24 protein-coding genes are annotated in these 23,957 nt (G+C 55.9%); 11 read left to right on the top strand and 13 right to left on the bottom strand.

The window, feature by feature from the left end:
- The first annotated feature begins 10 nt into the window (after window positions 1-10).
- The gene (locus tag METLA_RS0112080) at window positions 11-1,210 is read left to right on the top strand and encodes an EAL domain-containing response regulator (RefSeq protein WP_024298795.1); all 1,200 of its coding nucleotides are present in this window, start codon (window positions 11-13) and stop codon (window positions 1,208-1,210) included.
- Between the two features lie 158 nt (window positions 1,211-1,368).
- Here the strand turns inward: METLA_RS0112080 and METLA_RS0112075 are convergent, their stop codons facing one another.
- Entirely contained in the window at window positions 1,369-1,575 is a 207-nt protein-coding gene (locus METLA_RS0112075; protein WP_024298794.1) for a hypothetical protein, read from the bottom strand.
- Window positions 1,576-1,923: 348 nt separating this feature from the next.
- Here METLA_RS0112075 and pqqA point away from each other — a divergent pair, with 348 nt between their 5' ends.
- From pqqA to METLA_RS0112050, 5 genes are all read left to right on the top strand, one after another.
- Window positions 1,924-1,998, top strand: a complete 75-nt coding sequence (gene pqqA / locus METLA_RS22020) for a pyrroloquinoline quinone precursor peptide PqqA (RefSeq protein ID WP_006892363.1) — start codon at window positions 1,924-1,926, stop codon at window positions 1,996-1,998.
- 118 nt (window positions 1,999-2,116) lie between these two features.
- Complete coding sequence (pqqB, locus tag METLA_RS0112065) at window positions 2,117-3,028, top strand: pyrroloquinoline quinone biosynthesis protein PqqB (RefSeq protein WP_024298793.1); 912 nt, start codon at window positions 2,117-2,119, stop codon at window positions 3,026-3,028.
- A 10-nt stretch (window positions 3,029-3,038) separates the two neighbouring features.
- Window positions 3,039-3,770: a pyrroloquinoline-quinone synthase PqqC gene (pqqC, locus tag METLA_RS0112060; RefSeq protein ID WP_024298792.1), complete on the top strand. Its 732-nt coding sequence runs from the start codon at window positions 3,039-3,041 to the stop codon at window positions 3,768-3,770.
- Between the two features lie 271 nt (window positions 3,771-4,041).
- Window positions 4,042-6,735 carry a cation-translocating P-type ATPase gene (locus METLA_RS0112055; protein ID WP_024298791.1) on the top strand — a complete coding sequence of 898 codons (2,694 nt, stop codon included), beginning with the start codon at window positions 4,042-4,044 and terminating at the stop codon, window positions 6,733-6,735.
- 232 nt (window positions 6,736-6,967) lie between these two features.
- Window positions 6,968-7,354, top strand: a complete 387-nt coding sequence (locus METLA_RS0112050; protein WP_024298790.1) for a hypothetical protein — start codon at window positions 6,968-6,970, stop codon at window positions 7,352-7,354.
- 59 nt (window positions 7,355-7,413) lie between these two features.
- On the opposite strand, the gene METLA_RS22965 is transcribed toward METLA_RS0112050, so the two are convergent.
- The 5 genes from METLA_RS22965 to zwf all read right to left on the bottom strand — a co-directional run bounded on the left by METLA_RS22965 (window position 7,414) and on the right by zwf (window position 14,311).
- Complete coding sequence (locus METLA_RS22965; RefSeq protein ID WP_161635408.1) at window positions 7,414-7,590, bottom strand: hypothetical protein; 177 nt, start codon at window positions 7,588-7,590, stop codon at window positions 7,414-7,416.
- A gap of 18 nt (window positions 7,591-7,608) precedes the next feature.
- Window positions 7,609-9,480, bottom strand: coding sequence for a hydrogenase maturation protein (locus METLA_RS0112040; protein WP_024298789.1), 1,872 nt, complete (start codon window positions 9,478-9,480; stop codon window positions 7,609-7,611).
- A 151-nt stretch (window positions 9,481-9,631) separates the two neighbouring features.
- Window positions 9,632-10,639 (bottom strand): GlxA family transcriptional regulator, encoded by a 1,008-nt coding sequence (locus METLA_RS0112035; protein ID WP_024298788.1) that lies wholly within the window; start codon window positions 10,637-10,639, stop codon window positions 9,632-9,634.
- A gap of 239 nt (window positions 10,640-10,878) precedes the next feature.
- Window positions 10,879-12,699, bottom strand: a complete 1,821-nt coding sequence (gene edd, locus METLA_RS0112030) for a phosphogluconate dehydratase (protein ID WP_024298787.1) — start codon at window positions 12,697-12,699, stop codon at window positions 10,879-10,881.
- A 145-nt stretch (window positions 12,700-12,844) separates the two neighbouring features.
- Window positions 12,845-14,311, bottom strand: coding sequence for a glucose-6-phosphate dehydrogenase (gene zwf / locus METLA_RS0112025; protein WP_024298786.1), 1,467 nt, complete (start codon window positions 14,309-14,311; stop codon window positions 12,845-12,847).
- 689 nt (window positions 14,312-15,000) lie between these two features.
- On the opposite strand from zwf, the gene METLA_RS23225 reads away from it, so the two are divergent.
- The 4 genes from METLA_RS23225 (at window position 15,001) to speD (ending at window position 17,437) form a co-directional block, all read left to right on the top strand.
- Window positions 15,001-15,183, top strand: a complete 183-nt coding sequence (locus METLA_RS23225) for a hypothetical protein (RefSeq protein WP_036281688.1) — start codon at window positions 15,001-15,003, stop codon at window positions 15,181-15,183.
- A 183-nt stretch (window positions 15,184-15,366) separates the two neighbouring features.
- Entirely contained in the window at window positions 15,367-15,729 is a 363-nt protein-coding gene (locus METLA_RS0112010) for a hypothetical protein (protein WP_024298785.1), read from the top strand.
- A gap of 474 nt (window positions 15,730-16,203) precedes the next feature.
- Window positions 16,204-16,623, top strand: coding sequence for an OsmC family protein (locus tag METLA_RS0112005; RefSeq protein ID WP_024298784.1), 420 nt, complete (start codon window positions 16,204-16,206; stop codon window positions 16,621-16,623).
- A gap of 4 nt (window positions 16,624-16,627) precedes the next feature.
- On the top strand, window positions 16,628-17,437 hold the full coding sequence (gene speD, locus METLA_RS0112000; RefSeq protein ID WP_024298783.1) for an adenosylmethionine decarboxylase: 810 nt from the start codon (window positions 16,628-16,630) through the stop codon (window positions 17,435-17,437).
- A gap of 72 nt (window positions 17,438-17,509) precedes the next feature.
- Here speD and METLA_RS0111995 read toward each other — a convergent pair whose 3' ends face one another.
- Both METLA_RS0111995 and METLA_RS0111990 read right to left on the bottom strand, forming a co-directional pair.
- Window positions 17,510-18,700: a (Fe-S)-binding protein gene (locus METLA_RS0111995; RefSeq protein WP_024298782.1), complete on the bottom strand. Its 1,191-nt coding sequence runs from the start codon at window positions 18,698-18,700 to the stop codon at window positions 17,510-17,512.
- Window positions 18,693-19,127, bottom strand: a complete 435-nt coding sequence (locus METLA_RS0111990) for a hypothetical protein (RefSeq protein WP_245598787.1) — start codon at window positions 19,125-19,127, stop codon at window positions 18,693-18,695. Before METLA_RS0111990 ends, METLA_RS0111995 begins: the two co-directional genes overlap by 8 nt.
- 268 nt (window positions 19,128-19,395) lie before the next feature.
- Between METLA_RS0111990 and METLA_RS0111985 the strand changes: the two genes are divergently transcribed.
- Entirely contained in the window at window positions 19,396-19,866 is a 471-nt protein-coding gene (locus METLA_RS0111985; protein ID WP_024298780.1) for a hypothetical protein, read from the top strand.
- 72 nt (window positions 19,867-19,938) lie between these two features.
- On the opposite strand, the gene METLA_RS0111980 is transcribed toward METLA_RS0111985, so the two are convergent.
- The 5 genes from METLA_RS0111980 to METLA_RS0111960 all read right to left on the bottom strand — a co-directional run bounded on the left by METLA_RS0111980 (window position 19,939) and on the right by METLA_RS0111960 (window position 23,862).
- On the bottom strand, window positions 19,939-20,700 hold the full coding sequence (locus METLA_RS0111980) for an HAD family hydrolase (protein WP_024298779.1): 762 nt from the start codon (window positions 20,698-20,700) through the stop codon (window positions 19,939-19,941).
- Between the two features lie 72 nt (window positions 20,701-20,772).
- Window positions 20,773-21,261 carry a HugZ family pyridoxamine 5'-phosphate oxidase gene (locus tag METLA_RS0111975; RefSeq protein ID WP_024298778.1) on the bottom strand — a complete coding sequence of 163 codons (489 nt, stop codon included), beginning with the start codon at window positions 21,259-21,261 and terminating at the stop codon, window positions 20,773-20,775.
- Between the two features lie 113 nt (window positions 21,262-21,374).
- Complete coding sequence (gene nth, locus METLA_RS0111970) at window positions 21,375-22,013, bottom strand: endonuclease III (RefSeq protein WP_024298777.1); 639 nt, start codon at window positions 22,011-22,013, stop codon at window positions 21,375-21,377.
- Between the two features lie 554 nt (window positions 22,014-22,567).
- Window positions 22,568-22,777, bottom strand: a complete 210-nt coding sequence (locus METLA_RS0111965) for a cold-shock protein (protein ID WP_024298776.1) — start codon at window positions 22,775-22,777, stop codon at window positions 22,568-22,570.
- 128 nt (window positions 22,778-22,905) lie between these two features.
- Window positions 22,906-23,862: a DMT family transporter gene (locus METLA_RS0111960; protein ID WP_024298775.1), complete on the bottom strand. Its 957-nt coding sequence runs from the start codon at window positions 23,860-23,862 to the stop codon at window positions 22,906-22,908.
- Window positions 23,863-23,957: the final 95 nt, after the last annotated feature.

Below are 23,957 nucleotides of genomic sequence, written 5' to 3'. Positions count from 1 at the left end.
GGAAGCATTGATGAAAGCGGATGATCTCCATTTCCTGGTGGTCGAGGATGATGATTTTCAACGCCAAACCCTGGCCGAGATGCTGCATTCTCTGGGCGCTAAGTCGGTGCAGCAAGCTGGCGACGGCAAGCAGGCGCTGGCGATATTGCAAGCGGAACAGTTGCAACCGATTGATATTGTGCTCTGCGATCTGGAGATGCCGGAAATGGATGGCATGGAATACTTCAGGCACCTGGGCAGTTCTCATGCCGATATCGCGCTGGTCATCATCAGCGCGCTGGATTCCGCTCTGATCACCTCGGTCGAAAAAATGGCGCTTGCTTACGGAATCAGGCTGCTGGGCGCGATTGAAAAACCCATCACGCGGTCTCGTCTGCAAGCGCTGATCGGGCAGCATGAATCGGCTCGTCCCAAGCCGGCAGCGGCATCGACTATTCCTTCGAGCTTTACCTTCGAAGAGATCATGAACGGTTTGCAGCATGATCAATTCGAACCGTTTTTCCAGCCCAAATTGGATTTATCCACGGGGCGCATCACGGGGGCAGAAGTGCTGGCAAGGTGGATACATCCGGACTATGGCGTGATCGCGCCTTATGCCTTTATCGGTCTGCTGGAGCAAAGTGGCAAAATTAATGATCTGACCTTCATCATGCTGGAAAAAGCGGCTGTCGCCTACCGCCAGCTGCTTCAACGCGGACAGACGTTAAGTCTGTCGGTCAATATTTCGCTGGCTTCGCTCACCGACACGACGCTGGCGAGCAGGATTACGCAGGTCATGCGCAATGCAGGTATCGATCCTCGACATATTATCCTGGAAGTGACCGAAACCACGGCCATGACCGATGTTGCGCGCGCCCTGGAAAATCTGGCGCGTTTGCGTATGTACGGCTTCGGATTATCGATAGACGATTACGGCACCGGCTACTCCAGCATGCAGCAGATTACGCGCATTGCCTTCAGCGAACTGAAGATCGATAAGGCGTTCGTGAAAGGCTTTGCCGAAAACGAGCCGCTGCGGATCATTGTCCAGTCGAGTATTGATATGGCGCACAAGCTCCGCATCAAGTGCGTCGCCGAAGGCGTCGAGACGGAGCAGGACTGGGATACGCTCAAGAGCATGGGGTGTGACGTGGCGCAGGGTTATTTCATCGCCAAACCGATGGACCTGGCGTCGCTTTGCGATTTTTGCGAAAGAGATGTCTTATTCTAAGCCAGGGGTAAACGATTCAGCCTCCAGAATAGCAGTTCCTTATTTGAGGGTTCTCCGATCTGTCTGAAGCGAATCCAGTCCGACAGATTATTAAAACCAGGGGGCTGGATTCGCAAAAATGCATAGCTGCATTACATAGGCGTCGACGACGGCCGTTGTTATTTGCCGCCGGCCATGCCTTTAATCATGCCGATGACTTTTTCGGCGAGATCGTTGATCACCGAAGGGCTATCGCCGTGCGGTTCGGTTTCGCCGAAAGGTTTCGCATTGGTCTGTGTAAATTTGTAGATGAAATAGCCGAGCGGCGCAAAAGCCCCGGCGGCGATCACCAACATCACCACAAACAGTTCTGTCACTTCACCCATAGTGCCTCCTCATGATTTATATAGTTATATTCGCTTTTAGGTGAAATTTGATCATACTCTTTTCCTTATCAAAAAACATCAGTAAAACTGTGGCAAGGGCGCGTTCGAGGCGCGTGCGGTTACGGATTCGGCGGTCTTTGCCGGGCGTTTCAAATGCCGAGGCCGATGTTTTTCGCATGCCTTGTCAATGACTTGAAAAAGGGGCGATTTAGCCACGCGAACAACGCAGAATGGGAAGCGAAGCCGGCGCGGGCAAAATGTTGCGTTAGGCGGGAGATCATCGTATACTTCGGCTTGGCTTACTTGATCAAGCTGGCATAAACACAATAACTTCTGGAGGTTACTACTATGAAATGGGAAACACCAAGCTACACAGACCTGCGTTTCGGTTTCGAAGTCACCATGTACATCTACAACCGTTAATCAGCACTTCGGTCTGGTTAGAAAAAGGGGATCGCAAGATCCCCTTTTTTTTGCCTGCCGACCGCTATTCCCTTATAGTATGCGGTATTTTTCGGTCACAGCAGGATAGTTTCAGCTCATGAAGATCAGAGTTCTCGGCGCCGGCGCCGGCGGCGGTTTTCCGCAATGGAATTGCAATTGCCACAACTGCCGCAGGATTCGCCGTGGCGAAATGAACGGCAAGCCCCGCACCCAGTCATCGATCGCGGTCAGCACCGACAATCGTAACTGGCTGCTGATCAATGCGTCGCCCGATATTCGCGCGCAACTGGAAGCGTTTCCGGCGATTCAGCCGCAACAGGGCATACGCGATACCGGCATCAAGGCGATTTTGCTGATCGACAGCCAGATCGACCACACGACCGGCCTGTTGATGCTGCGGGAAGGCAAGCCGCTCGACATCTATTGCAGCGAAATGGTCCGCCAGGATTTGACCACCGGTTTCCCGGTATTCAACATGCTCTCGCATTACTGCACGGTCAATCACCATCCGGTGCCGACCGACGGCGGCAGTTTCACGATTCCGGGCATCGACGACCTGCGTTTTTATACGCAGGCCTTGAAAAGCAAGGCGCCGCCGTATTCGCCGCACCGCCACGATCCGCATGACGGCGACAATATCGGCCTGATCGTCGAGCAGATTTCGACCGGCAAGAAACTGTTTTATTCGCCGGGACTCGGCGAGATCGAGCCGCATGTGCTGGCGGCGATGCAGGCGGCCGACTGCCTGATGGTCGACGGCACCTTCTGGACCGACGACGAAATGTGCACGCAACAGATCAGCCAGAAGCGGGCGCGGCAGATCGGCCACTTGCCGCAATCCGGCGAGGGCGGCATGATCGAGGTGCTGAACGGCGTCGGCAAGGCGCGCAAGATTTTGATCCATATCAACAATACCAATCCGATCCTGGACGAGGATTCGGCCGAACGCAAAACACTCGACGCCAACGGCATCGAAGTCGCTTACGACGGCTTGGAAATCGATTTATAACGGAGACCACATGAGCCAGAACGAAAATCAGCCTTGGAGCCGGCAGGAATTTGAAGCCCAATTGCGCGGCATGGAGAAGTATTACCACATTCATCATCCGTATCATCTCCTGATGAATGAAGGCAAGCTGACCCGCGAGCAGATTCAGGGCTGGGTCGCGAACCGCTATTACTATCAGGTCAGCATCCCGCTGAAGGATGCGAACATCCTGGCCAATTGCCCGGACCGCGAGACGCGCGCCAAATGGATTCAGCGGATTCTCGACCATGACGGTCATCCGGGCGATCCCGGCGGCATCGAAGCCTGGATTCAACTCGGCATCGCGGTCGGCCTGACCCGCGAGGAAATCACGTCCGAAAAATATGTGCTGCCTGGCGTGCGTTTCGCGGTCGATGCCTATGTCAATTTCGCGCGCCGCGCGGAATGGCACGAAGCCGCCAGTTCGTCATTGACCGAGCTGTTCGCGCCGAAGATTCATCAACAGCGCCTCGACAACTGGCCCGAGCATTACCCGTGGGTCGAGCAGGAAGGCTACATCTATTTTCGCAAACGCCTGACCGAAGCCCGCCGCGATGTCGAACATGGTCTTGCGATCACGCTGGACTGGTATAAGACCCGCGCACAGCAGGAGCGGATGGTCAAGATTCTGCAATTCAAGCTGGATGTGCTGTGGACGATGGCCGATGCGATGTACATGGCTTATGTCCACAAGATGCCGCCGTATTTCAATATCGAAAAGTAACGGGGCGGCGCCTTAAAATTCGACACCCGCCTCAGCGGGTGTTAGGCATTGTCCGCGAAAAACACGAAAGGCGCGAAAAATTTTATAGCAGAATCCGTTCAGCCGTTGCTTTCGGATTTTTCGTGGATAGTCGCCTCGGTTAATCTCCTTCGATGGGGTAAAAGCCCTTGGGGCTTGAATGGGGCGTTTTCCTGTTGTGCCAGGGAACGAAACAGAGCCCTCCTCCTCTTAATATTGAGCGCTGCTTTATATTACAAGGGGAACGCCACCGATGAAAATCCATCATCTCTCGCCCGACGAAGCGCTCAAAAGTCTGATCAGCAGTCACGACGGCTTGTCCGGCGACGAAGCCCGCCGCCGTTTGAGCGAATACGGCCCGAACCGGATCGACAAGGTTCAGGGCGAGCCGCTTTGGCTGGTCTTTATCAAAGAGTTCGTGCATTTTTTCGCCCTGATTCTGTGGCTGGCGGCAGGACTGGCTTTTTTCGCCGACTACCGGCGGCCGGGCGGCGGCATGGATACGCTGGGTTACGCGATCCTTGGCGTGATCGTGATCAACGGTTTGTTTTCTTTCTGGCAGCAATTCCGCGCCGAGCGCGCTGTTGCTGCCTTGGAGAAACTGTTGCCCCAGACCGTCAAGGCGCTGCGCGCCGGTAAAATGAGTCTGATTCTCGCGGCCGACCTGGTGCCCGGCGATGTGATTTTGTTGCAGGAAGGCGATAACGTGCCGGCGGATTGCCGCTTGCTCGAAGCTTTTTCCTTACGGGTCAACAATGCCACCGTCACCGGCGAGTCGATGCCCAAGGCGAGGGATGCAGCACCCTCCTCCGAAGAAGATCTGCTGCATGGCCGCAATACGCTGTTGGCGGGCACCTCCATCGTGTCCGGCGACGGTAGAGCGGTTGTCTTCGCCACCGGCATGCACACCGAGTTTGGCAAGATTGCCCATCTGACGCAAACTGCTCGGGTGTCGACTTCGCCGCTGCAGCAGGAAATCCTCCGCCTGAGCCGCATCGTCGCACTCCTGGCGCTCTCGCTCGGCGTGGTGTTTTTCTTCATCGGCCAAAGCATGGGTTTGTCGTTCTGGGAGAACTTCATTTTCGCGATCGGCATCATCGTCGCGAATGTGCCGGAGGGATTGCTGCCTACGGTTACGCTGTCCCTGGCCATGGCGACCCAGCGCATGGCCAAGCGCAATGCGCTGATTCGGCATCTACCGTCGGTGGAGGCCTTGGGGTCGGCAACGGTGATCTGCACCGACAAGACCGGCACACTGACCGAGAACCGCATGATGGTGACCGCGCTTTATTTGAACGGCCAAATCCTGGCTCCGATTGAAGTCAAGCGCCAGCGCGAACTGGCGCGGGTGAGTCGCCGTTTTTTTGAGGATGCCTTGCTTTGTCATAATCTGAAAGAGACCGTCGTCGCCGGCAAGCCGCGGTTATTGGGCGATCCAATGGAAGTGGCGCTCGTGCGCATGGCGAAGACTTGCCTCGGCGAACATATTACCTACCCCAAAATCAATGAGGTGCCCTTCGATACCGATCGCAAGCGCCTTTCCACGGTGCACCAGACGCCCAAGGGACCGGTGGTTTACTGCAAGGGCGCGCTCGAAATGCTGCTGCCTTTATGCAGCCGGGTGCAAACCGGTGCTGAAATAACGCCGCTGACTCCGGAAGCCCGGCAGGCTTTCACACACGCGCTGGAAGAGATGGCGGCTAACGGTTTACGCGTGCTGGCGTTCGCCTGGCGCGAATTGGAAGAGGGACATAACGGCGCGCAAGTGGAACAGGATCTGATTTTGTGCGGGATGGTAGGATTGGAAGACCCGCCCCGACCCGAGGTTCGAGGCGCCATCGAAAAATGCCGGGAAGCGGGCATCAAGGTGATCATGGTGACAGGCGATCATCCGCATACGGCGCTGGCTATCGGCCGGCAGATCGGCCAAATTCAATCGGAAACTCCGGCCGTCATTACCGGCGATCAATTGCGGAAGTTGTCCGAAATCCAGTTGCGGCTGGCGCTGGATGCGCCCGACATCATTTTTGCCCGGGTCGGCGCGGATCAGAAAATGCGCATCGTGAGCGCGCTGAAAAAGAAGAAGCATGTCGTGGCGGTGACTGGAGACGGCGTCAACGATGCCCCGGCGCTGAAAATGGCCGATATCGGCATTGCGATGGGCGTGATCGGCACCGACGTGGCCAAGGAAGCTGCCGACATGATCCTGCTCGATGACAATTTCGCCAGCATCGTCGCCGCGATCGAGGAGGGTCGGGCGGTTTACGACAATATCCGCAAGTTCCTGACCTATATCCTGACCTCCAATATCCCGGAACTGGTGCCCTATCTGGCCTTCGCCCTGTTCAACATCCCTTTGCCGCTCACCATCATGCAAATTCTGGCGGTCGATCTGGGCACGGACATGCTGCCCGCCTTGGGCTTGGGAGCTGACCCGCCAGCCCCCGGCATCATGCAAAAGCCGCCCAGGGCGCGCCAGGAAAGGCTGCTCAACTCGTCTTTGCTGTTGCGGGCCTACCTTTTTCTGGGCCTACTGGAGGCTGCCGCCGCCATGGCGGCTTATGCTTTTGTCCTGCACGGCGGCGGCTGGGTCTGGGGCGAACGCCTGGGAAGCCGCGACACGCTTTATCTCCAGGCCACCACGGCCTGTCTGAGCGCGATCATCCTGATGCAGGTCGTCAATGTGTTTCTTTGCAAAACGCCGGGGCAAAGCCTGTTCTTCGGCGCCCGCCTCCTTGCCAACCGCTTGCTGCTCTGGGGTGTCGCCTTGGAACTTTTCCTTCTCGTTGTGATCGTCTACACGCCTTGGGGAAACATGGTCTTTGGCGCGGCGCCCCTTCTGCCGGAAGTCTGGTTGTTCATGCTGCCCTGTGCGCTGGGCATGCTGGTGTTGGAGGAAGGGCGCAAGTGGGCCGTTGTGCGGTGGAGAGGGAAAAAGGGCGACTAAACGGGTATCTGCATTTGCTATAGGCAATATAGGTAAAACCATAGCGACGGGATGATTGAATGGATGCGGGACGCTGCCGAATGTGCGGTTGAGCTGCGAGTTTTACAGTTTATGTGTTACCATAACCTACTTATATAGTCGGTTAATCTGGATTTGCGCTTTTGGCCTAAAGTCTCATGTTAATGGTTATATAAACATTACTGTTCTCAATTATTTAGGTTTAATAAACGCAATGAATTCTTTCAAAAAAATCCTGGTTTCTTTGACCATGGCGGCCGCAATTTCTAGCGTATCAACAGCCGCATTTGCCAAACCAGCCGGCGAAGAAGCGGTAACAACTGCCGTTACCAGCACTATTGCCAGCCTCGAGCAGGCTTTAAGCTTGATGGAAAAAGGCGGAGATAACGAGGCCGTCAATAAAGCCATCGGCACCGCGCGCCAACAACAAAAAGAGTTTCGTTTCGAGGTGACCGAACGTCAACGTCAAAAAGCCGTTAACATGCTGGTTCGCGCCCAAAACGAGTTGAAAGGCGGCAATCTTCAGCCGGCTGAACAAAGTTTGAGAGAAGGGCTGGCTTCTTTTAAGGAAATGAAAGCCATCTACGACAAGACTCACTAAAGGACTGTCTTGATGGCGAGGCAGGTTATCGCCGTCTCACTCCAATAGTTAGGGAAGATTCAATCAGGAACCGAGTGTCCCCTTTTCGGAAAGACGCCGATTTCTGTGTCCGGTTCGAAAGCGACCGCGCTGCCGACGATCGGCCGGCGCGGCGTTTCGGCCGCTTCCCGGCTGAGTTCGCCGATCAGTCGGATAGTCTCCTCTTTGCCAAACTCAGTATCGCTTTTGAGCGGCAAACCACGGCGATAAAATTTTCATCGCCGGTCTTTAAGCCGCAGTTCATCGATTTTGTCGTCCCCCTCCGGTCCTATTTGAAAAATAGAGCTTCTTCTTAATAAGCCCAGGATTGCCGCAGTTCGCTGAGTTTTGGCCGCATCGAGGCGCATATGTTTGGCCAGATAGTCGGCGGTTTCCTTTGGCCTGATCTTATGCACGAAGTTGTGGCGTGCTTGATGATAATTGATTTCGCCGCAGTCAAATTTTCCGGAGAAGTTGCTTTTCATCTTGCGCAACTCGGCGGCGCGATAGGCCGCTAACGGTTTGATGCGCTCGTCCTTCTGCCGGAGCTTGCGTTTTTCTTCGAGCTGGCGCGGATAGTGCGGAGCCGTCGCCAACGCCTCGGCCATTTGCTTGACCTGTTGCAGATAGTCTTCGTGTTGGTCTGACAAAATCTCGTCCAGATAGCCGATCGCCTTCGCTTTTCGGGTGCCGATCGGCAGCGGCGTTTCGGTCAGTTCCAGGGCCTTGACCGGGCCGACCCGCTTCGGCAGCGAATAGGTCCAGTATTCGGAGCCGTACAGGCCCATCGTTTTATAATGCGGATTGAAGATCGCGCCCGCGCGCGCCCAGACCCTGTCGGCGGCCAGAATCGCCATCGCGCCGCCGGCGCCGCAGCCGCCCCAGACCGCAGAGACGGTCAATTTGTTTTCGGTGGTCAAAATTTCATAGACGAAATCGTCGATCGCATTGATATTGCGCCAGGATTCGCCTGCCGGATTTTCGGCCGCCTCGATCATGTTCAGATGAATGCCGTTCGACCAAAAATCGCGTCCGCCCATCAACACCAGAACCTTGGTCGGCCGCGCCAGCGCCAGGCGGTAAGAGGCGATCAGACGGCGGCATTGCAAGGTCGACATCGCGCCGTTGTGAAAATCGAAATGCAGGTAACCGACCTGGTTTTTTTCTTCGTACCAGATTTCCTTGAAGGTCGCCTCGCTTCCGTTGAATAACGGAGCGATCGGCGCTTCCGGCGTGTTTTTCAGCGTGCTGCCCAATATAGTGGCGGCCGGCAGCTTGAAATCGAGATGCTTGGCGTGTGGAAGAAAACGTTGATAAAACGGTTGTTTTACGCTGTTCTTGCGCTTCAGATGCGAGATCCAGACCGCGCCGTCGATCGCCGCGCGGCAGATCGCGCCGTGGCGCTGGGCGATGATAGCGCCAGGCTGCCTGCCTTGCAGCCGGCTTTCCGCGTGCGCGCCGTAAAGATAATATTCCAGGTCGTCGATCCGATCGAGCACGCCGGGCGCGCTGTCGGCGGCGTTGATTTTTTTGATGATTGTCGAGGCAGAGTCCTGCGCCCAATCGATCCTGCGCTGCTCTTGCTTCATCAAGGGGCGGAGTTCGCCGCGGACATCGGGTTTTGAATAATCCAGGGCTTCGGGGGCGTGGCTGCCGGACTCGATGCGTTTGACCGCGAGCCGCATCGCTTTGATCGCGGCCTCGGTCAGTTCGCTCCGGTAGATGCCCGCCTTGCTGGCCGGGCGCACCGTAAAAGTCTCGCTCGCCCAGATGTCGCCGGCGTCCATGTCCTCGGCCGCCTGCAGCACGGTCACGCCCCATTCCGGTTCGTCGTTCATGATGGCCCAGTCCAGCGACGACGGCCCCCGGTCGCCCTTGATGCCCGGATGGATAATCAGGCAATGATGCTGGCTCCACACGTCTTTAGGGATCTTTTCCTTTAAAAACGGGCAGATGATCAGATCCGGTTGAAACAAGGCCACGCCTTTACGCACGGCGTCGGGGTTCAATGCCAGCGTGATCGAAATGTCATGGCCCAAGGCTTCGAGCTCCACATGCGCCCGTTGGCATAAACCGTTGTAGGCCGATGAAATCAGTAAAATTCGCATGATGCTTCTCCTTTGTTTTTGTGATGACGGGTCAGGGCCGAAAATCGGCATCGCTGCGTTTTTCTCCGAAGGGCGTGCGGCAAGTTGAAGCGATAAATCTTTTTCAATGGCTTCGGACAAGAGGGCAAATGCGTTCTCGCAGCAGCCCGGTCTATTTGAAGTTCGCTCGATACTCCTGCGGAGAAATAGTTAAAAACCGTTGAAACGTGCGGCGCATTTGTTCGGCGTTATTGAAACCGCACTTGCCGGCAATACTTTCCATCGGAAGATCCGTGCGCAACAGCATATTCCGCGCCGCTTCGAGGCGAGTGCGTTCGACAAACTTTGCCGGGGTCATGCCGACTTCATGGCAAAAAACGCGCGAGAAATTTCTCGGGCTCATCGCCATGCGGCCTGCGAGTATTTCGACGCTCAGGTCTTCTTCCGGATGGCTGGCGATCCAGGCTTGCAATTCGCGGAAATCCTTGCGGGTTTTTGCCTCGTTAAAAGCGAAACTGCTGAATTGCGATTGTCCGCCAGGCCTTCGCATGAAGATCAGCATGCCGCGCGCGACGCTCGCTGCGACTTCCCAGCCCCAGTCCTCTTCGACCAAACTCAAGGCCAAATCGATGCCTGCGGTCACGCCGCCGGAGGTATAAATGCTGCCGTCGCGGACGAAGATCTTGTCGGGTAGAATCTGTACATGCCGGTACTGGTTAGCCAGCAATTCGCAATAACGCCAGTGGGTGGTGGCTTTGCGGTTATTCAACAGCCCGCTTTCGGCAAGGAAAAATGCGCCGGTGCAAATCGAGGCCATACGCCGAACTTTGGGCATCATGTGCCTCAGCCAACGTGAAATTTTCTCATCCTGCAAGGCGGCAGCCTTCAGAGGAGCGCCGGTGACAAATAAAGTGTCTATGTTTTCGGTGACATCTTCGTAGGCAATATCGGCTACAAGCCGCATTCCGGAAGCGGTTCTGACTGGCCCTGCCTGTTCCGCGATCAGCGATAGAGAGTAGACCGACTCTGTTTCGGCAATCTGTCCGGCTAAACGCAACGCGTAATTGGCGAAAAAAAACACATCCATCGGGCCGGTCACATCGACAATTTCGCAGTCCGGATAGATTAGCATCGCGATGTGGCGATGCTGCAAGAGGATCGATTGTCTGGCGTGGGTCATGGAAGTCATCCCCCGTGGCTTTTGGACTGGCTATTAGACTGCTACATTTTTTTGCTGGATAAGAGACAAAAATCCCGCAATTTCGGACAATCTTAATGCGGGATTAATTCCTGGCAAGATTCCGGCTTATAGCCGGGAAGGGGGTGGGAGAAGGGAGGAGAATTGAGCGTGGCGGGATATTGATCCCGCCACGCTCCAGGCCGATAACCCTCCCTGATCAAAGGGAGAGTCGGTTTGTCTTAATCGTAAACGAACACGTTCGTTGCGCCGGTTTCGGCGGACGAGGCGTTCAGCCGGAAGCCCGCGAACAGTTCGCGGCCCATGCCGTGATGGTGATCTTTCGCACTGTTGACCGCGGGTTTGCGCGCATTGAACTCGTCCTTGTCAACCAGTACGTTCACTTCGCCGGTTTCGGTGTTCAGATAGATCATGTCGCCGTTGCGGACTTTCGCCAGAGGGCCGCCGTCTGCGCATTCCGGGCACATGTGGATCGCCGAAGGGATCTTGCCGGAGGCGCCGGACATACGGCCGTCGGTGAGCAGGGCGACTTTGTAGCCCTTGTCTTGCAAGAGGCCCAACGGCGGCGTCAGTTTATGCAGTTCCGGCATGCCGTTCGATTTTGGGCCCTGGAAGCGGATCACTGCGATGAAATCCTTGTCCAGTTCGCCGCGTTTGAAGGCGGCCATCATGTCGTCCTGATCGTCGAAGACGACGGCCGGCGCTTGCACTTCACGGTGATCCTTGCTGACCGCGGACACTTTCGAGACGCCGCGGCCCAGGTTGCCGTGCATCACATGCAGGCCGCCGGAGGCGTCGAAAGGCGAGGCGACGGGCCTGAGCACTTCGGTGTCGAGCGAGGCGGCAGGGCAGGGCTCCCAAACCAAGTGACCGTCTTTAAGTTTCGGCTCCTGGGTGTAGTTGTGCATGCCCTTGCCGTCGGCGATGGTCAGAGTGTCTTCATGCAGTAGGCCGTGGGCCAAGAGTTCGGCGATCAGCACGCCCATGCCGCCGGCCGCCTGGAAATGGTTCACGTCGGCCGGGCCGTTCGGATAGATGCGGGTCAACAATGGCACGACCCGAGACAGCGCATCGAAATCGTCCCAGTTGATGATGATGCCGGCCGCGCGCGCGATCGCGATCAAGTGCATCGTGTGGTTGGTCGAGCCGCCGGTCGCGAGCAGGCCGATGATCGCGTTCAGGATCGCCTTCTCGTTGATCACATGGCCGATCGGACGGAAATCGTCGCCGAGCGCGGTGAATTTGAGCACCTGCTGGGCGGCGGCCTTGGTCAACTCGTCGCGTAGCGGCGTATAAGGATTGATGAACGAAGAGCCGGGCAAATGCAGGCCCATGATCTCGACCATCATCTGATTGCTGTTCGCGGTGCCGTAGAAGGTACAGGTGCCGGGGCCGTGGTAGGATTTCGACTCGGATTCGAGCAGTTCTTGGCGGCTGATTTTGCCTTCGGCGTATTTTTGTCGGGCGCGCGATTTTTCCTTGTTCGTGATGCCGCTGGGCATCGGTCCCGCCGGCACGAACACGGCCGGCAGATGGCCGAAACTCAATGCGCCGATCAGCAGGCCCGGTACGATCTTGTCGCAGACGCCGAGATACAGCGCGCCGTCGAACATGTTGTGGCTGAGTCCTACCGCCGTCGCCATCGCGATCACGTCGCGGCTGAACAGCGACAACTCCATGCCGGGCTGGCCCTGGGTGATGCCGTCGCACATCGCCGGCACGCCGCCTGCGAACTGGGCGACGCCGCCGGCCTCGCGGATGGCTTGCTTGATCTGCTCGGGGGCTTCCCGGTAGGGTTCGTGCGCGGACAGCATGTCGTTGTATGACGAGATGATCGCGATATTTGCTTTTTGCGGGCCGGCCAGATCGGATTTTTCGGTCGCGGAGCAGGCCGCGAAACCGTGCGCGAGGTTGCCGCAGCCGAGCGTCAGCCGGCGAGGGCCTTGTTCGACCGCCGAATCGACGCGGGCAAGATAGATGGCGCGGCTTTCGCGGCTGCGTTTGATCACGTCGCGAGTGACTTTTTCAATGACTGGATGCATGGTGAGTACCTACTGTGCGGCGACACCTTGTTAAAGTGCGCCAATGATAATAAATAATTCTTTGAGCCAAAGACTGGTTCGAGCGTTCAGAAATCTTGCCGGGTGAATCAGCGCCGGCGCACGAATCCACCCTGCGGCGTACCCCTCAGCCTTCCCAGGCCCGGCCATCGCGGTCGAGCAGCAGATCGGACGCAATCGGCCCCCAGGTGCCGGCCTGATACGGCTTCGGTTTTTCCGGAGATTTGGCCCAGGCATTCTGGATCGAATCGATCCAGGTCCAGGCCTGCTCGATCTCCTCACGGCTCAAAAACAGCGTCGGATTGCCGCGCATCGCTTCCAGCACCAGCTTTTCGTAGCCGCCGAAAATCCGGCTCTTTTTAAATTCTTCGGAAAAGCTCAAGTCGAGCTTGGTTTTTTGAATCTTCAAGTTTTCATCGATGCCGGGCACCTTGTTCAGCATCTCGATTTCGACGCCTTCGTTCGGCTGCAAATGGATGACCAGTTTGTTCGGCGGCAGGCGCAGATAGCTGTCCTTGAAGATGTTGTGCGGCACGCGCTTGAAATACACCACGATCTCGGTGCGCTTGTTGTGCATGCGCTTGCCGGCGCGCAGATAGAACGGCACATCGGCCCAGCGCCAGTTGTCGATATCGACCCGGATCGCGACGAAGCTTTCGGTCGTGCTGTCGACATTCGCGCCTTCTTCTTCGAGGTAGCCGGGCACCGGGCTGCGCTTCACGTAACCGGCGCTATATTGGCCGCGCACGGTTTTTTCATCGACATTCTTGGCCGTGATCGGCCGCAACGCTTTCAGCACCTTGATCTTTTCGTTGTGGATGCTTTCGGCTTCCAGGTTGGCCGGCGGCTCCATTGCGATGAAGGTCAGGATTTGCAGCAGATGGTTCTGCACCATGTCGCGCAGCTGTCCGGTCTTGTCGAAATACTCCCAGCGTCCCTCGATGCCGATGTCTTCGGCGACGGTGATCTGGATATGGTCGATCGTGTTGTGGTCCCAGTTGTTCGTGAAGATCGAATTCGCGAAACGCAAGGCCAGGAGATTCAACACCGTTTCCTTGCCGAGGTAATGATCGATCCGGTAAACCTGGTCTTCGTTGAATACTTTCGCGACTTCGTCGTTGATTTCGATCGAGGACTTCAGGTTATGGCCGATCGGCTTTTCCATCACCATCCGCGCCGCGGGCGTCAGGATGCCGGATTGATCGAGGCCCTGGCAGATGGGCTTGAATAAAAACGGCGCGACCGCGAAATAATTGACCATCACCCGGCTTTGTTGGTCGATCACCTCGTGCAGGCGCTGATACTGCTCCATCTGCGTCAGATCGATCTGGAGATAGGACAGCCGGCTTGAAAAGCGTTTCCAGACGGCTTCGTCCAGTTTTTCATTCAAAAATTGCTTAAGGCTCTGGTGCGCCACATCGATATAGAAAGCGCCTTCGCCGGGATGCCGGTCAACGCCGATGATGCGCGTATCGGGTTCGAGCAAATTGGCGTTTTCGAGGCGGTATAGCGAAATGAGCAGCTTGCGCCGGGTTAAATCGCCGAGGGCGCCATAAATAACCAGATCGCAGGGTTTGAATTTTTTGTCCTTCATTGGAGATGGTTTTACCGAGTCAAGTGGAGATTATTGCCAGGTTTTCAGTCAATCAGGGATTAAACGAGCGGCGGTATTATCGCAGAAAAGCGCCTTTGCCGCCGTACTCATTGCAATGCGGCTGGCTTCGGCGCGGCCATCGCGGCGGTCGCGATGGGCGGGTTTTCCATTCGATTAGGGATGCGCGGGCAGGAAAAATAGACTTTCTATGATTTCGACTCGAAATTCATTGACACGGCAGATAACTGCAACTATAGTATCGATTCACTACTATTGGAAATGGCGATAGTTTTCGTTGTACGGGTCGCGGCGGCGTAATGACCGAAAATAAGAAATATAAACGCTTGTCGCGATAGGAGAGCCGATTCGGGAAGAATCTTGGACTGAGTAACTCCATTATGTAGTGAGCGCCCGAACTGCGTCAATGACGCGTTGCAGCGAGGAGCAGTTCAGGAGCCGCGGCGCCTGAGCCAGTCTTCGATAAACCTGGGTTTATACGCTGCAACCCCGCCGGCGGGATGCCGGTGTAGCGCAAGGAACGCAGAGGTGATTGGGCGTCAAAGGGTTGCCAAACACGGATCACCGGGACGTGATCCGCTCTGCAGCCAAGCCGGCTTGATGGGCGAAGAAACACGCGGCAGGCGGGTTCAAGGCACAATAATTTTGGTTATCTATTCGAGGTGGACACTATGAGCAGTATTAGCGAAGAAGTACAAGTTAAAGACCGGTTTTGGATTTATGTAGGTTGCGCGGTCTTTGTGATCGTGACCGGCATCCTGATGGTCAAGCAAAGCGAAAATGAAAAATATGCTCCGATCAAGCAATTGGCGGACGATGAAATAGTATCCATGAATATTCGCGTGCTGAATTAATTCTCGATACATTGACGTTGTGCTTGCGGAAAACCGCGCCAATTCGGGTCTGCAATGACAGGATGGCTTGGCGCGGTCACGGTGTGCGACGCATTTGGCTGCATGCGCGTTTTATTGATCGGCTTCATGTTCGGTCAAGATGGAGCGCAGTTGAGCTCTTAAACATTCCGAACAGGATAAACTATGAAACGTAATTTTACATGGCTGATCGTTGCCTTGACCGTATTTTCGGGCGGCGCTTCGGCATCCGAGTATATCTTTAGAGACTTGATGGGCAACACCCTGGCTTCACCCGGCTGCGCCGCTGAGTCTGAAGCGATCGCGAAGGCGACCAAACCTTATAATATCAACAACTACAGCAAACGTTTTTGCCAAACCCAGGGCTACGGCTGGTATGTTTCCGAAGTCAAAGACAATGGCAAGGCTGTTTGTAATGAGTGTACAGGCGCCGATGCGGGTAAAAAACAATGCCACGTCGAAGATGTCGTCGTGACCTGCAAGCGTCTGAAACCCGGCACGGCGGGTCTGATTCCGGGCAAGAGCTAAACCGCTGCTTTACCGGTTAATTTTTCCTGCCAACAGCAATCGGCGCGGATTTATTTGCATGATCCCCCCTCATGTAAAATAAATTCGCGCCGGTCCTTCCTGTATCCCTCGAAGCTGTCGACTTGCGTCCGATCCTCCTGGCGGAGGCTTGTGTGGGCGAGTTGATATTTCATCTTCCTGTCACGCATCCGGTTTATGCTGGCAGCATGCCTTGACCTTCGATTTGAGGCGATGTGAGCCAAACTCCCGATCTTAGCCGATTTTATTCAGATTGTCCGGTGTGATCTCCCTTCACGTTGGAGAAAAAGGAGTGAAAAGGTGGGGCTTAAGCCTCGATGTATTCCTTTCCGATTCATGGCATTAGAATGACAAGATGCAGTAGGGGATTTTGACAAAAAAATCAATATCGAATCTCTGTCAATCCGCATTTCTGTGCTACTCTATGCGTCTTTTTTTATCGGGGATAAAAAAGCAATGAAAGCGACTGTCAAATGGGTTGACGGCGTGATGTTTGTCGGCGAATCCGGCAGCGGTCACGCGGTCGTGATGGACGGTCCGCCCGACCACGGTGGACGGAATATGGGCTTGCGTCCGATGGAAATGCTGTTGCTGGGCGTGGGCGGCTGTTCGTCATTTGATGTCGTGCAGATTCTGCAAAAGGGCAAGAATGACATCGTCGATTGCGTGGCCGAACTGACGGCCGAACGCGTCGATGCGGTGCCGGCCGTGTTCAGTAAAATTCACCTGCATTTCATCGTCAAGGGCCGCAATTTGAAGGAAGCGGTGGTCGAGAGAGCCGTCAAATTGTCGGCGGAAAAATATTGCTCCGCATCGATAATGCTGGGTAAGGCAGGGGTGGAAATCACCCATGATTTTGAAGTGATCGAGGTTTAATGAATTGAAAAACAAATTGCAATTACACGGCTTTAACAATCTGACGAAGTCGCTGAGTTTCAATATCTATGATGTTTGTTATGCGCCGGCCGAGCAGCAAAAAGCTTATATCGAGTATATCGATGAAGCCTATAATGCCGACCGCCTGACGCAAATTTTGAAGGATGTGGCCGAGATCATCGGCGCGCAGATCCTGAATATTGCGCATCAGGACTACGAGCCGCAGGGTGCCAGCGTGACGATGCTGATTTCGGAAGGCGACTCGCCGCCTCCGCCGAGCATGAACAGTCAGACGCCGGGTCCCTTGCCCGACACCGTGCTGGCGCACCTCGATAAAAGCCACATCACGGTGCATACCTATCCCGAGAGCCATCCCGACAACGGCATCAGCACGTTCCGGGCGGACATCGACGTGTCGACCTGCGGCCGCATTTCGCCGCTCAAGGCGCTGAATTATCTGATTCACAGCTTCGAGTCGGACATCGTGATCATGGACTACCGGGTGCGCGGCTTTACCCGCGACATTACCGGCAAGAAGCATTATATCGATCACAACATCACCTCGATCCAGAACTATATCGCGAAGGATACGCAGGAACTGTATCAGATGATCGACGTGAACGTATATCAGGAAAACATCTTCCACACCAAGATGATGTTGAAGGAGTTCGAGCTCGAAAATTATCTTTTTGAAAAAGAAAGTAATTTAAACGAGATACAAAAAGTGGAAATCGAAAAGAAGCTGCAAACCGAAGTCACCGAAATATTTTACGGACACAATTACCGCCGCAAAAAGATCAAAGTGGCCGATTAAGCGCTTTTGGGCGTTCTCATGTACTGCGAGGGAACGCCGGCCGCAACGCTTCATCGAGGCGTTGCGCAGTCTTCACGGCAATTGCCGCGCCAGCAACGCCAGCGGGTGCAGCACCTCTAGGGTTTTCCCTCTTTCCCGCAGTCCGGCCGCCAGATGCAACGCGCAGCCGATATTCGATGTGATCAAGGTCCCGGCTTGCGTCGCGATGGCCGCGTCCAGTAGCTGATCAACCAACGTCTTCGCCATCTTCGGGTGTTTCAACACATAACTGCCGGCCGCGCCGCAGCAATGCGTTGTTTGGGGCAGCTCAATCACCTTCAGGTCGGGAATCTGCCGCAATAAAGTCAAAGCGCCTTGTTCCTCGCGCATCGCGTTTTTCAGCGAACACGGCGTATGCAGGCAGACAGTCGCCGCGAGCGGGATGAGCCGATCCGAAAAATCGGCGTTTTCGGCTAAAAACCGGCTCGCATCGACCACTTTTCCCGCCGCCTCGGCATTTTGATAGTCTTTCAACTGCGCGCCGCAGCCGGAGGCGACCGTTACGATCGCGGTCAGATTCGGCATCGCGAAGGCGCGGCAATTCTTTGCCGCCAGTTGAGCCGCCGCATCCACATCGCCGTCATGCTGTGCGAGCGCGCCGCAGCACGTTTGTTCGGCAGGCACGTGAACATCGAATCCGGCCGCGGTCAGGCATTTGATGGCTGCGCGCAGCGTTGCAGAGTCTAGCAGCGTAGCGATGCAGCCGGTGAACAGGCCGACCTCGCCTTTGGCGTTGCCGGAGGCGGCGTAGTGACTTTTAAGCGCTTCTGCGGGGGCGTTGCCGGCGGGCAGCAGCCGATTGAGGGTGCCCAAATTGAGCAAGCGCAGCAGGCCGAGCCGTTTGATCGAAGGGCTTTGGTAAAAGCGAAGTCCCGCCTGTGCCCAGCGCTTAAGCGTGGGATTGACCGCGAGCCGTTTGAGCAGCGCCACGGCCGGCGAAAAAGGCTGCATGACCTGGGTCTGTGCGCGAAAACGGTCGACCAGCCGGCCATAGGGCACTTCGGCCGGACAGGCTTTTTCGCACGCCCTGCATAACAGGCAGTGGTCGATGTGGGCGAGCAATGCCGGGGTCGCGTCGAGATGGCCGCCCGCGTAGCCCTGAATCAGCGCGATACGGCCGCGCGGGGATTCGTTTTCATTGCCGGTCTGCCCATAGGTCGGACAATGCGGCAGACACAGCCCGCATTTGACGCAAAGATCGGCATCCTTTAGCAGTTCATGCATCGTCTTTGCGCGCGAGCGCGTCGACGATGCGTAGATATTCCGAAGGTTTGGGGCGGTACAAAATGAAACCGAGCGCGGCCAGGCCGGTAAAGATATACAGTGTATTGGCGCCGTCGCCGAGCAGGAACAGCGCCACGCCCAACCCGCCGATGTTTTCAACCAGGACCAGCGACACGAGCACGGGCGCGAGATAACGGCGCTTTGCGGGTTTGTCTCCGGGCATCGTCTGACACAGGCGCATTTGAATGTAGCGGATCAGATTCGTCAATGGAAAGAGGATGATCGCGAGCGCATAAAACAGCGTGCGGTAGGTGATCAGGCGCTCTTCGGGCCAATGCAGCCGCCAGGGTTCGCCTTGCAGGATACAAGCCGCGACAACGGCCGCCAAACAGGCCGCCATGATCGCCATGATTGTGCGGTGAAGCATCAGATCCGAGTTGATTTGGGCATTATCGAGTTGCGGCTGCATCCTTATTCCTGAGCATTGATCGTAGGCTTATGATACCAGACCTTCACGCGGACGGCCGGTTGGCGCGGGCGATTTCTGCGCGCTGATTTTTTATCGGCGAGGAAAGTAGATCAAGCCTTGAGAAAGTGATAAAGTTCAGCATTTTTACAGAACGGCTTGCCGGGATTCAGCCACAGGTGGTCGGGCGCCTTCATGACTATAATAACGAAACCACGATGATCTCAATATGAAAAACTCAACACAGAATAAACCTGCCTGGATGGCCGCCTGCGCCGGCCTGGTGCTTGCCTTCACGCTGACGGCCTGCTCGGACGACGAGGACAAACAAGCACCGAGCGCGAGGGAAGCCGAAAATATACAGACGGCCGGCGATGTGCACAATCCGTTTGATCATACCCATGATGTGCCGGTCACCGATGTGCGGAAACACAAATTCGAACACGATTTTGCGGCGCAATGCGTCGATCGGGAATTGAAAAATTCGACCGACAAGGAAGCCGATAAAGCCCGCTGGGAGAGACCCTGCATGTGTATCGCGACCTTCATGATGAAAAGCCTGACCGCCGAGGAAGCCGAAAAATTTCTCGACGAGCATAAAAATACCCAGTCGCTGGTGATCAAATACGAAAATGCGGCATATCATTGCTTGCAGGCGAAGCAACAGCCTAAAGAGCCGCAGCTATTCGGAAGACCCTAAGGTTTTTAGAGACACAATGCTTCCATCGGAGGGGCTTGGGTATTTTTCAGCCCCTCCGATAAAAGGCTGCTCTTACGATTCCGATTCCAGGAAGTCCTCAAGCCCTTGCAGCATAAATGGCTGCGCCGCCGCGAGCGTTTTATCCTCGGGCGTGTTATAGCCCCATAACGCGAAAATCAGTTTGATGCTATCCAGTTCCGCATGTTTTTGTACGTTCAGCAGCGTCGGCAGGCGGTCTTCGGCGAAATAAAGCGTTTGGGCCGGATGGCTTTGTACCAAGCCCTTCAGCACCTCGGGCTTGCTCAGGTTGCGGTCCAGTCCGAAAATCTTCTCGTCTTCCAGTTCAATCGCATGGGCTTGCAGAATCTGTTTGACGAAACGTTCCTGCTTGGTGGTCACGACATACCAGGTGCTATGCTGGCCGAGTCTTTGCAATTTTTCCGCGATGCCGTCAAACAGCGGATTCATCGCTATCCATTCGGCCTGGTCGGCCGCAATCCAGTGGTCGCGAGTTGCGCCGAACAGCTTTTTCAATTCGTCGGTGCTGATCTGCCGCTCTTGCAGCAGGTTTTGGCTTTTGGCCGCGTAGTCGCTGTAAATGCCGGCAACGGTCTCGCCGAGAAATAACAGCCGCATCGCCAATATCGCCTCGAAGCCGGTCTCGATCAGCGGCCGAACCGCCCGGAAATGGTCGATGAGGATAGTCGGAGCCGCCTTCGGCATATCGTTCCAGATTTTACCGGCGGCTTTCCAGCCGGTCATCGCGGTTTCCACCGCGCTGTCGCAGAGTACGCCGTCAAAATCGAGCGCATAGACAATTGAATCGTCGTTCATTATGGTGTCAAAAATCAAAGGGATGAAATGGCCCGTTTGGGCGGGCATGGATAATAATGCGATGTATCGGCGCTAGCCGCCGAGGTGGCGTAGGGTAGCGGCTTGCAAATCGATGGCATAGGCCTTGCCGAAGCCGGCGACATACTGCCCGCTTTCGGGTGTCAGTTCGAGCAGATGAAAATCGGGCAGGGTGCGCAGCAGCGCCACCACATTGCCGAACTTGTCCTCCAGCGCCAGCAGTTGACGGTCATAGGCAGGCTCGCCCGGCGCAATCGTCCGGGCGCGGCAGTTGAACACGATACGGGCCCGCGCAAACAGATTGCGGCAGCCGGCTTCCGGCTCGATGAAGAGGACCGAAGCCTTCGGATTTTGCAGCAGGTTGCGGGTGTGCTTAGCCAATGCGCTGATGAAGATGTAAAAATGCCCCTGTTCGTCACGCACGAAAGGTGCATAGCTGATGTCCGGCTGCGAATCGGCGGAACAGGTCGACAGCAACAGCGTTTGCTGTGCGTCGAGCAATTGCCGGTAAGCGTCGGCGGCATCGTGCGGGTTTTCGTTCATAAGGGCGGCTGCAGGGATGGGCTGTGCAATTTTGCAATCATAACGGATCGGTCGCTGCTTGCCAATTTGATTCACAAGATGCGGCGAAGCCCTCTGCTTTAGCGTTGTTCGGCTCACAGGCTCGCGGTTTTATCCCGGTATTCGCACAGGTCTTCGATCACGCAGATAGGACATTTCGGTTTGCGGGCCGTGCAGGTATAACGGCCATGCAGAATCAGCAAATGATGCGCATCCTTCTTGTGTTTACCGGGCGTCCATTTATCCAGTTTTTGTTCGACTTCGCGCACGTTCTTGCCGGGCGCAAGGCCGGTCCGGTTCGCGACTCTAAAAATATGCGTGTCGACCGCGATCGTCGCGTGGCCGAAGGCGGTGTTCAGGATCACATTGGCGGTTTTGCGCCCGACGCCGGGCAGCGCTTCCAAGGCTTCGCGCGTGGTTGGCACTTCGCCGTGGTGCAGGTCGAGCAACTGGCGGCACAGCGCGATGATGTTGGCGGCCTTGGTGTTGAACAGGCCGATCGTTTTAATGTAGGCCTTCAGTCCGTCCAAGCCGAGCGCCAGAATGGCCTCTGGCGTGTTCGCAACCGGAAACAGTTTTGCTGTGGCCTTATTGACGCCTTTGTCGGTCGCCTGGGCGGACAGGACGACCGCGACCAATAACTCAAACGGCGTACGGTATTGCAGTTCGGTGGTCGGTTCGGGGATCGCCTCGGCCAGGCGGTCAAAAATCGCCAGTCGTTTGCTTGCATTCATCGGTTTCGATTCTTCCGTTCGCGGGTTTTCCGTGTACAAGGAGAGCCCAAAATGCGGCCATTCTACAACATATCCCAGCGCTTTCTCAGCATCTGCGGCATCGTTTTATGGCGCTGGAATGCGGGAATGCAGGAGGCGTACTAACATGTGGAATTTTCTGTCCATCATGAAATGCATTGGATGATGCATCCGCCGAACGTCTTATTGAGGCCATGCAATGCGCAAATGCGACGCAATCGAGAGGGTTCGTTTTTTCTGGGAAATAGGAATCCACACCGACAGTTTGCGCTGTCGATGAACGCGGGACGGCTATTGCGAAGCGCAATGCCATGGCGGAGGAGGTCGGGCAATCGCTGTTCGCGGAGAGCGCCGTGCCCGAGCCATCATCGTTCGATGACAGGACGATATGCGGGCGTAAAAAATCCTGACGGCATCGGCGGATTGGCCGATGCCGCAGGCGGCTAGCGAATTAGCGGCCTCGGCGCACGCACCGAGGCGGGTCAAACCATAATAAAAAACCCGCCTAAGACGCTCTTGGGCGGGTTTGATCTGGTTTAGACCGGTGTTACATTCTCGGCTTGCGGCCCTTTTTGGCCTTGAGTCACTTTCATCGTGACTTTTTGGCCTTCGCGTAACGTTTTCCGGCCAGTGCCGTTAATCGCGCTGTGGTGAACAAAAACATCCTTGCCACCTTCCTGGGCGATGAAGCCAAAGCCCTTTTCATCATTGAACCATTTAACGGTGCCTGTAACCAGATCTGACATAAAATACTCTTCTGAAAAACCGCCAATTGTTTTGGCGCAAAACATCCGGACGGATAAACCCTCCGGCTCACTCTTTAATAGAGTCTTCATAGTAGCATTAAATTTGGGAATTGGGCAGAACTATTTCACTAACGGTATCTACTAGGCCGCTTGAGCGCAGGCCGGCTGCGGCCGTTAGGGCTTGCGGAAGTCGCAGCGCGTGCCTTCCGGCGGCCTCCGGACGGGCGTTTTCCGGCGTATTCGTGCAGCAGCAGGGCGGAAAATATCGACAGTGCGCCGGCCAGCACGTTTGGCGTGATCGGTTCATCGTTGACCGCATGGCCGAGCAGCAGCGCCAGCACCGGCGAAATCAGCGTGATCAGCGCCACGCGCGTCGCCGCAAGCTGGGTCAGCAAATAATAATACAGCACGAAGCCCGCGGTCGTTGCAATCACGCCCAGGTAAACGATCGAAGCGACGCTGGTCGCTGTGAAATGCCTTGGCCATTCGCCGTCGAAAATGCCCCAGGTCAGCAAATAGGCGGGCAATGCGAAGAGCAGGCCACCGGCGACCTGCGTCAATGCCGGCAGCCCCGCGTCAATCCGTTTGATCCATAGCGCGCTGAACGACTGCAAACAGGCGCCCAAGATGACCGCCCCGATGCCGAGCACGGCGTCCCGGCCCAGCGTCAGGGCCGAGCCGAACATGAGCGCAAGGCCGCCGACGCCGAGCAGATAGCTGAGCAATTTGCTGAAATTCAGTTCGCGCTGCCCAAGCCAGAGGCGGGCCAGCAAGGCGGTGAGCAGCGGCGTCAGGCCGAACAACACCGAAATCCAGCCGGACGGAATGAATTGTGCGGCCCAATACACCACGATCATCGCACCGTATATCTGCACCGCGACCGCCAGATAAGTCTGCCTGGCCTTGCGCTGCCAGATCAGGCGCTGTTTCGTGAGCAGCAATACCATGCCGATGCAGACGATGCCGATCACCATGCGCCCGGTCACGCCGAACAGAAAACCGGGGCCTTCGCCGCTCCATTTGATGGCCAACGGGGTCGTGGCCCATAGTAAAACAACACTGAGGTAGGCGATCGCAATACGCATGACGACTGGATATGATGGACTGAATGGGTGGGTATTATGATGAACGGGAAACTTTTACCGGCATTTTACGACTAACCTAGTGTTGAAAGCACCCT

The organism is Methylomicrobium lacus LW14 (assembly GCF_000527095.1).
Lineage (GTDB): Bacteria > Pseudomonadota > Gammaproteobacteria > Methylococcales > Methylomonadaceae > Methylomicrobium > Methylomicrobium lacus.
Note: the sequence above shows the minus strand (reverse complement) of the source record. Positions and strands in the feature narration are given on the sequence as shown.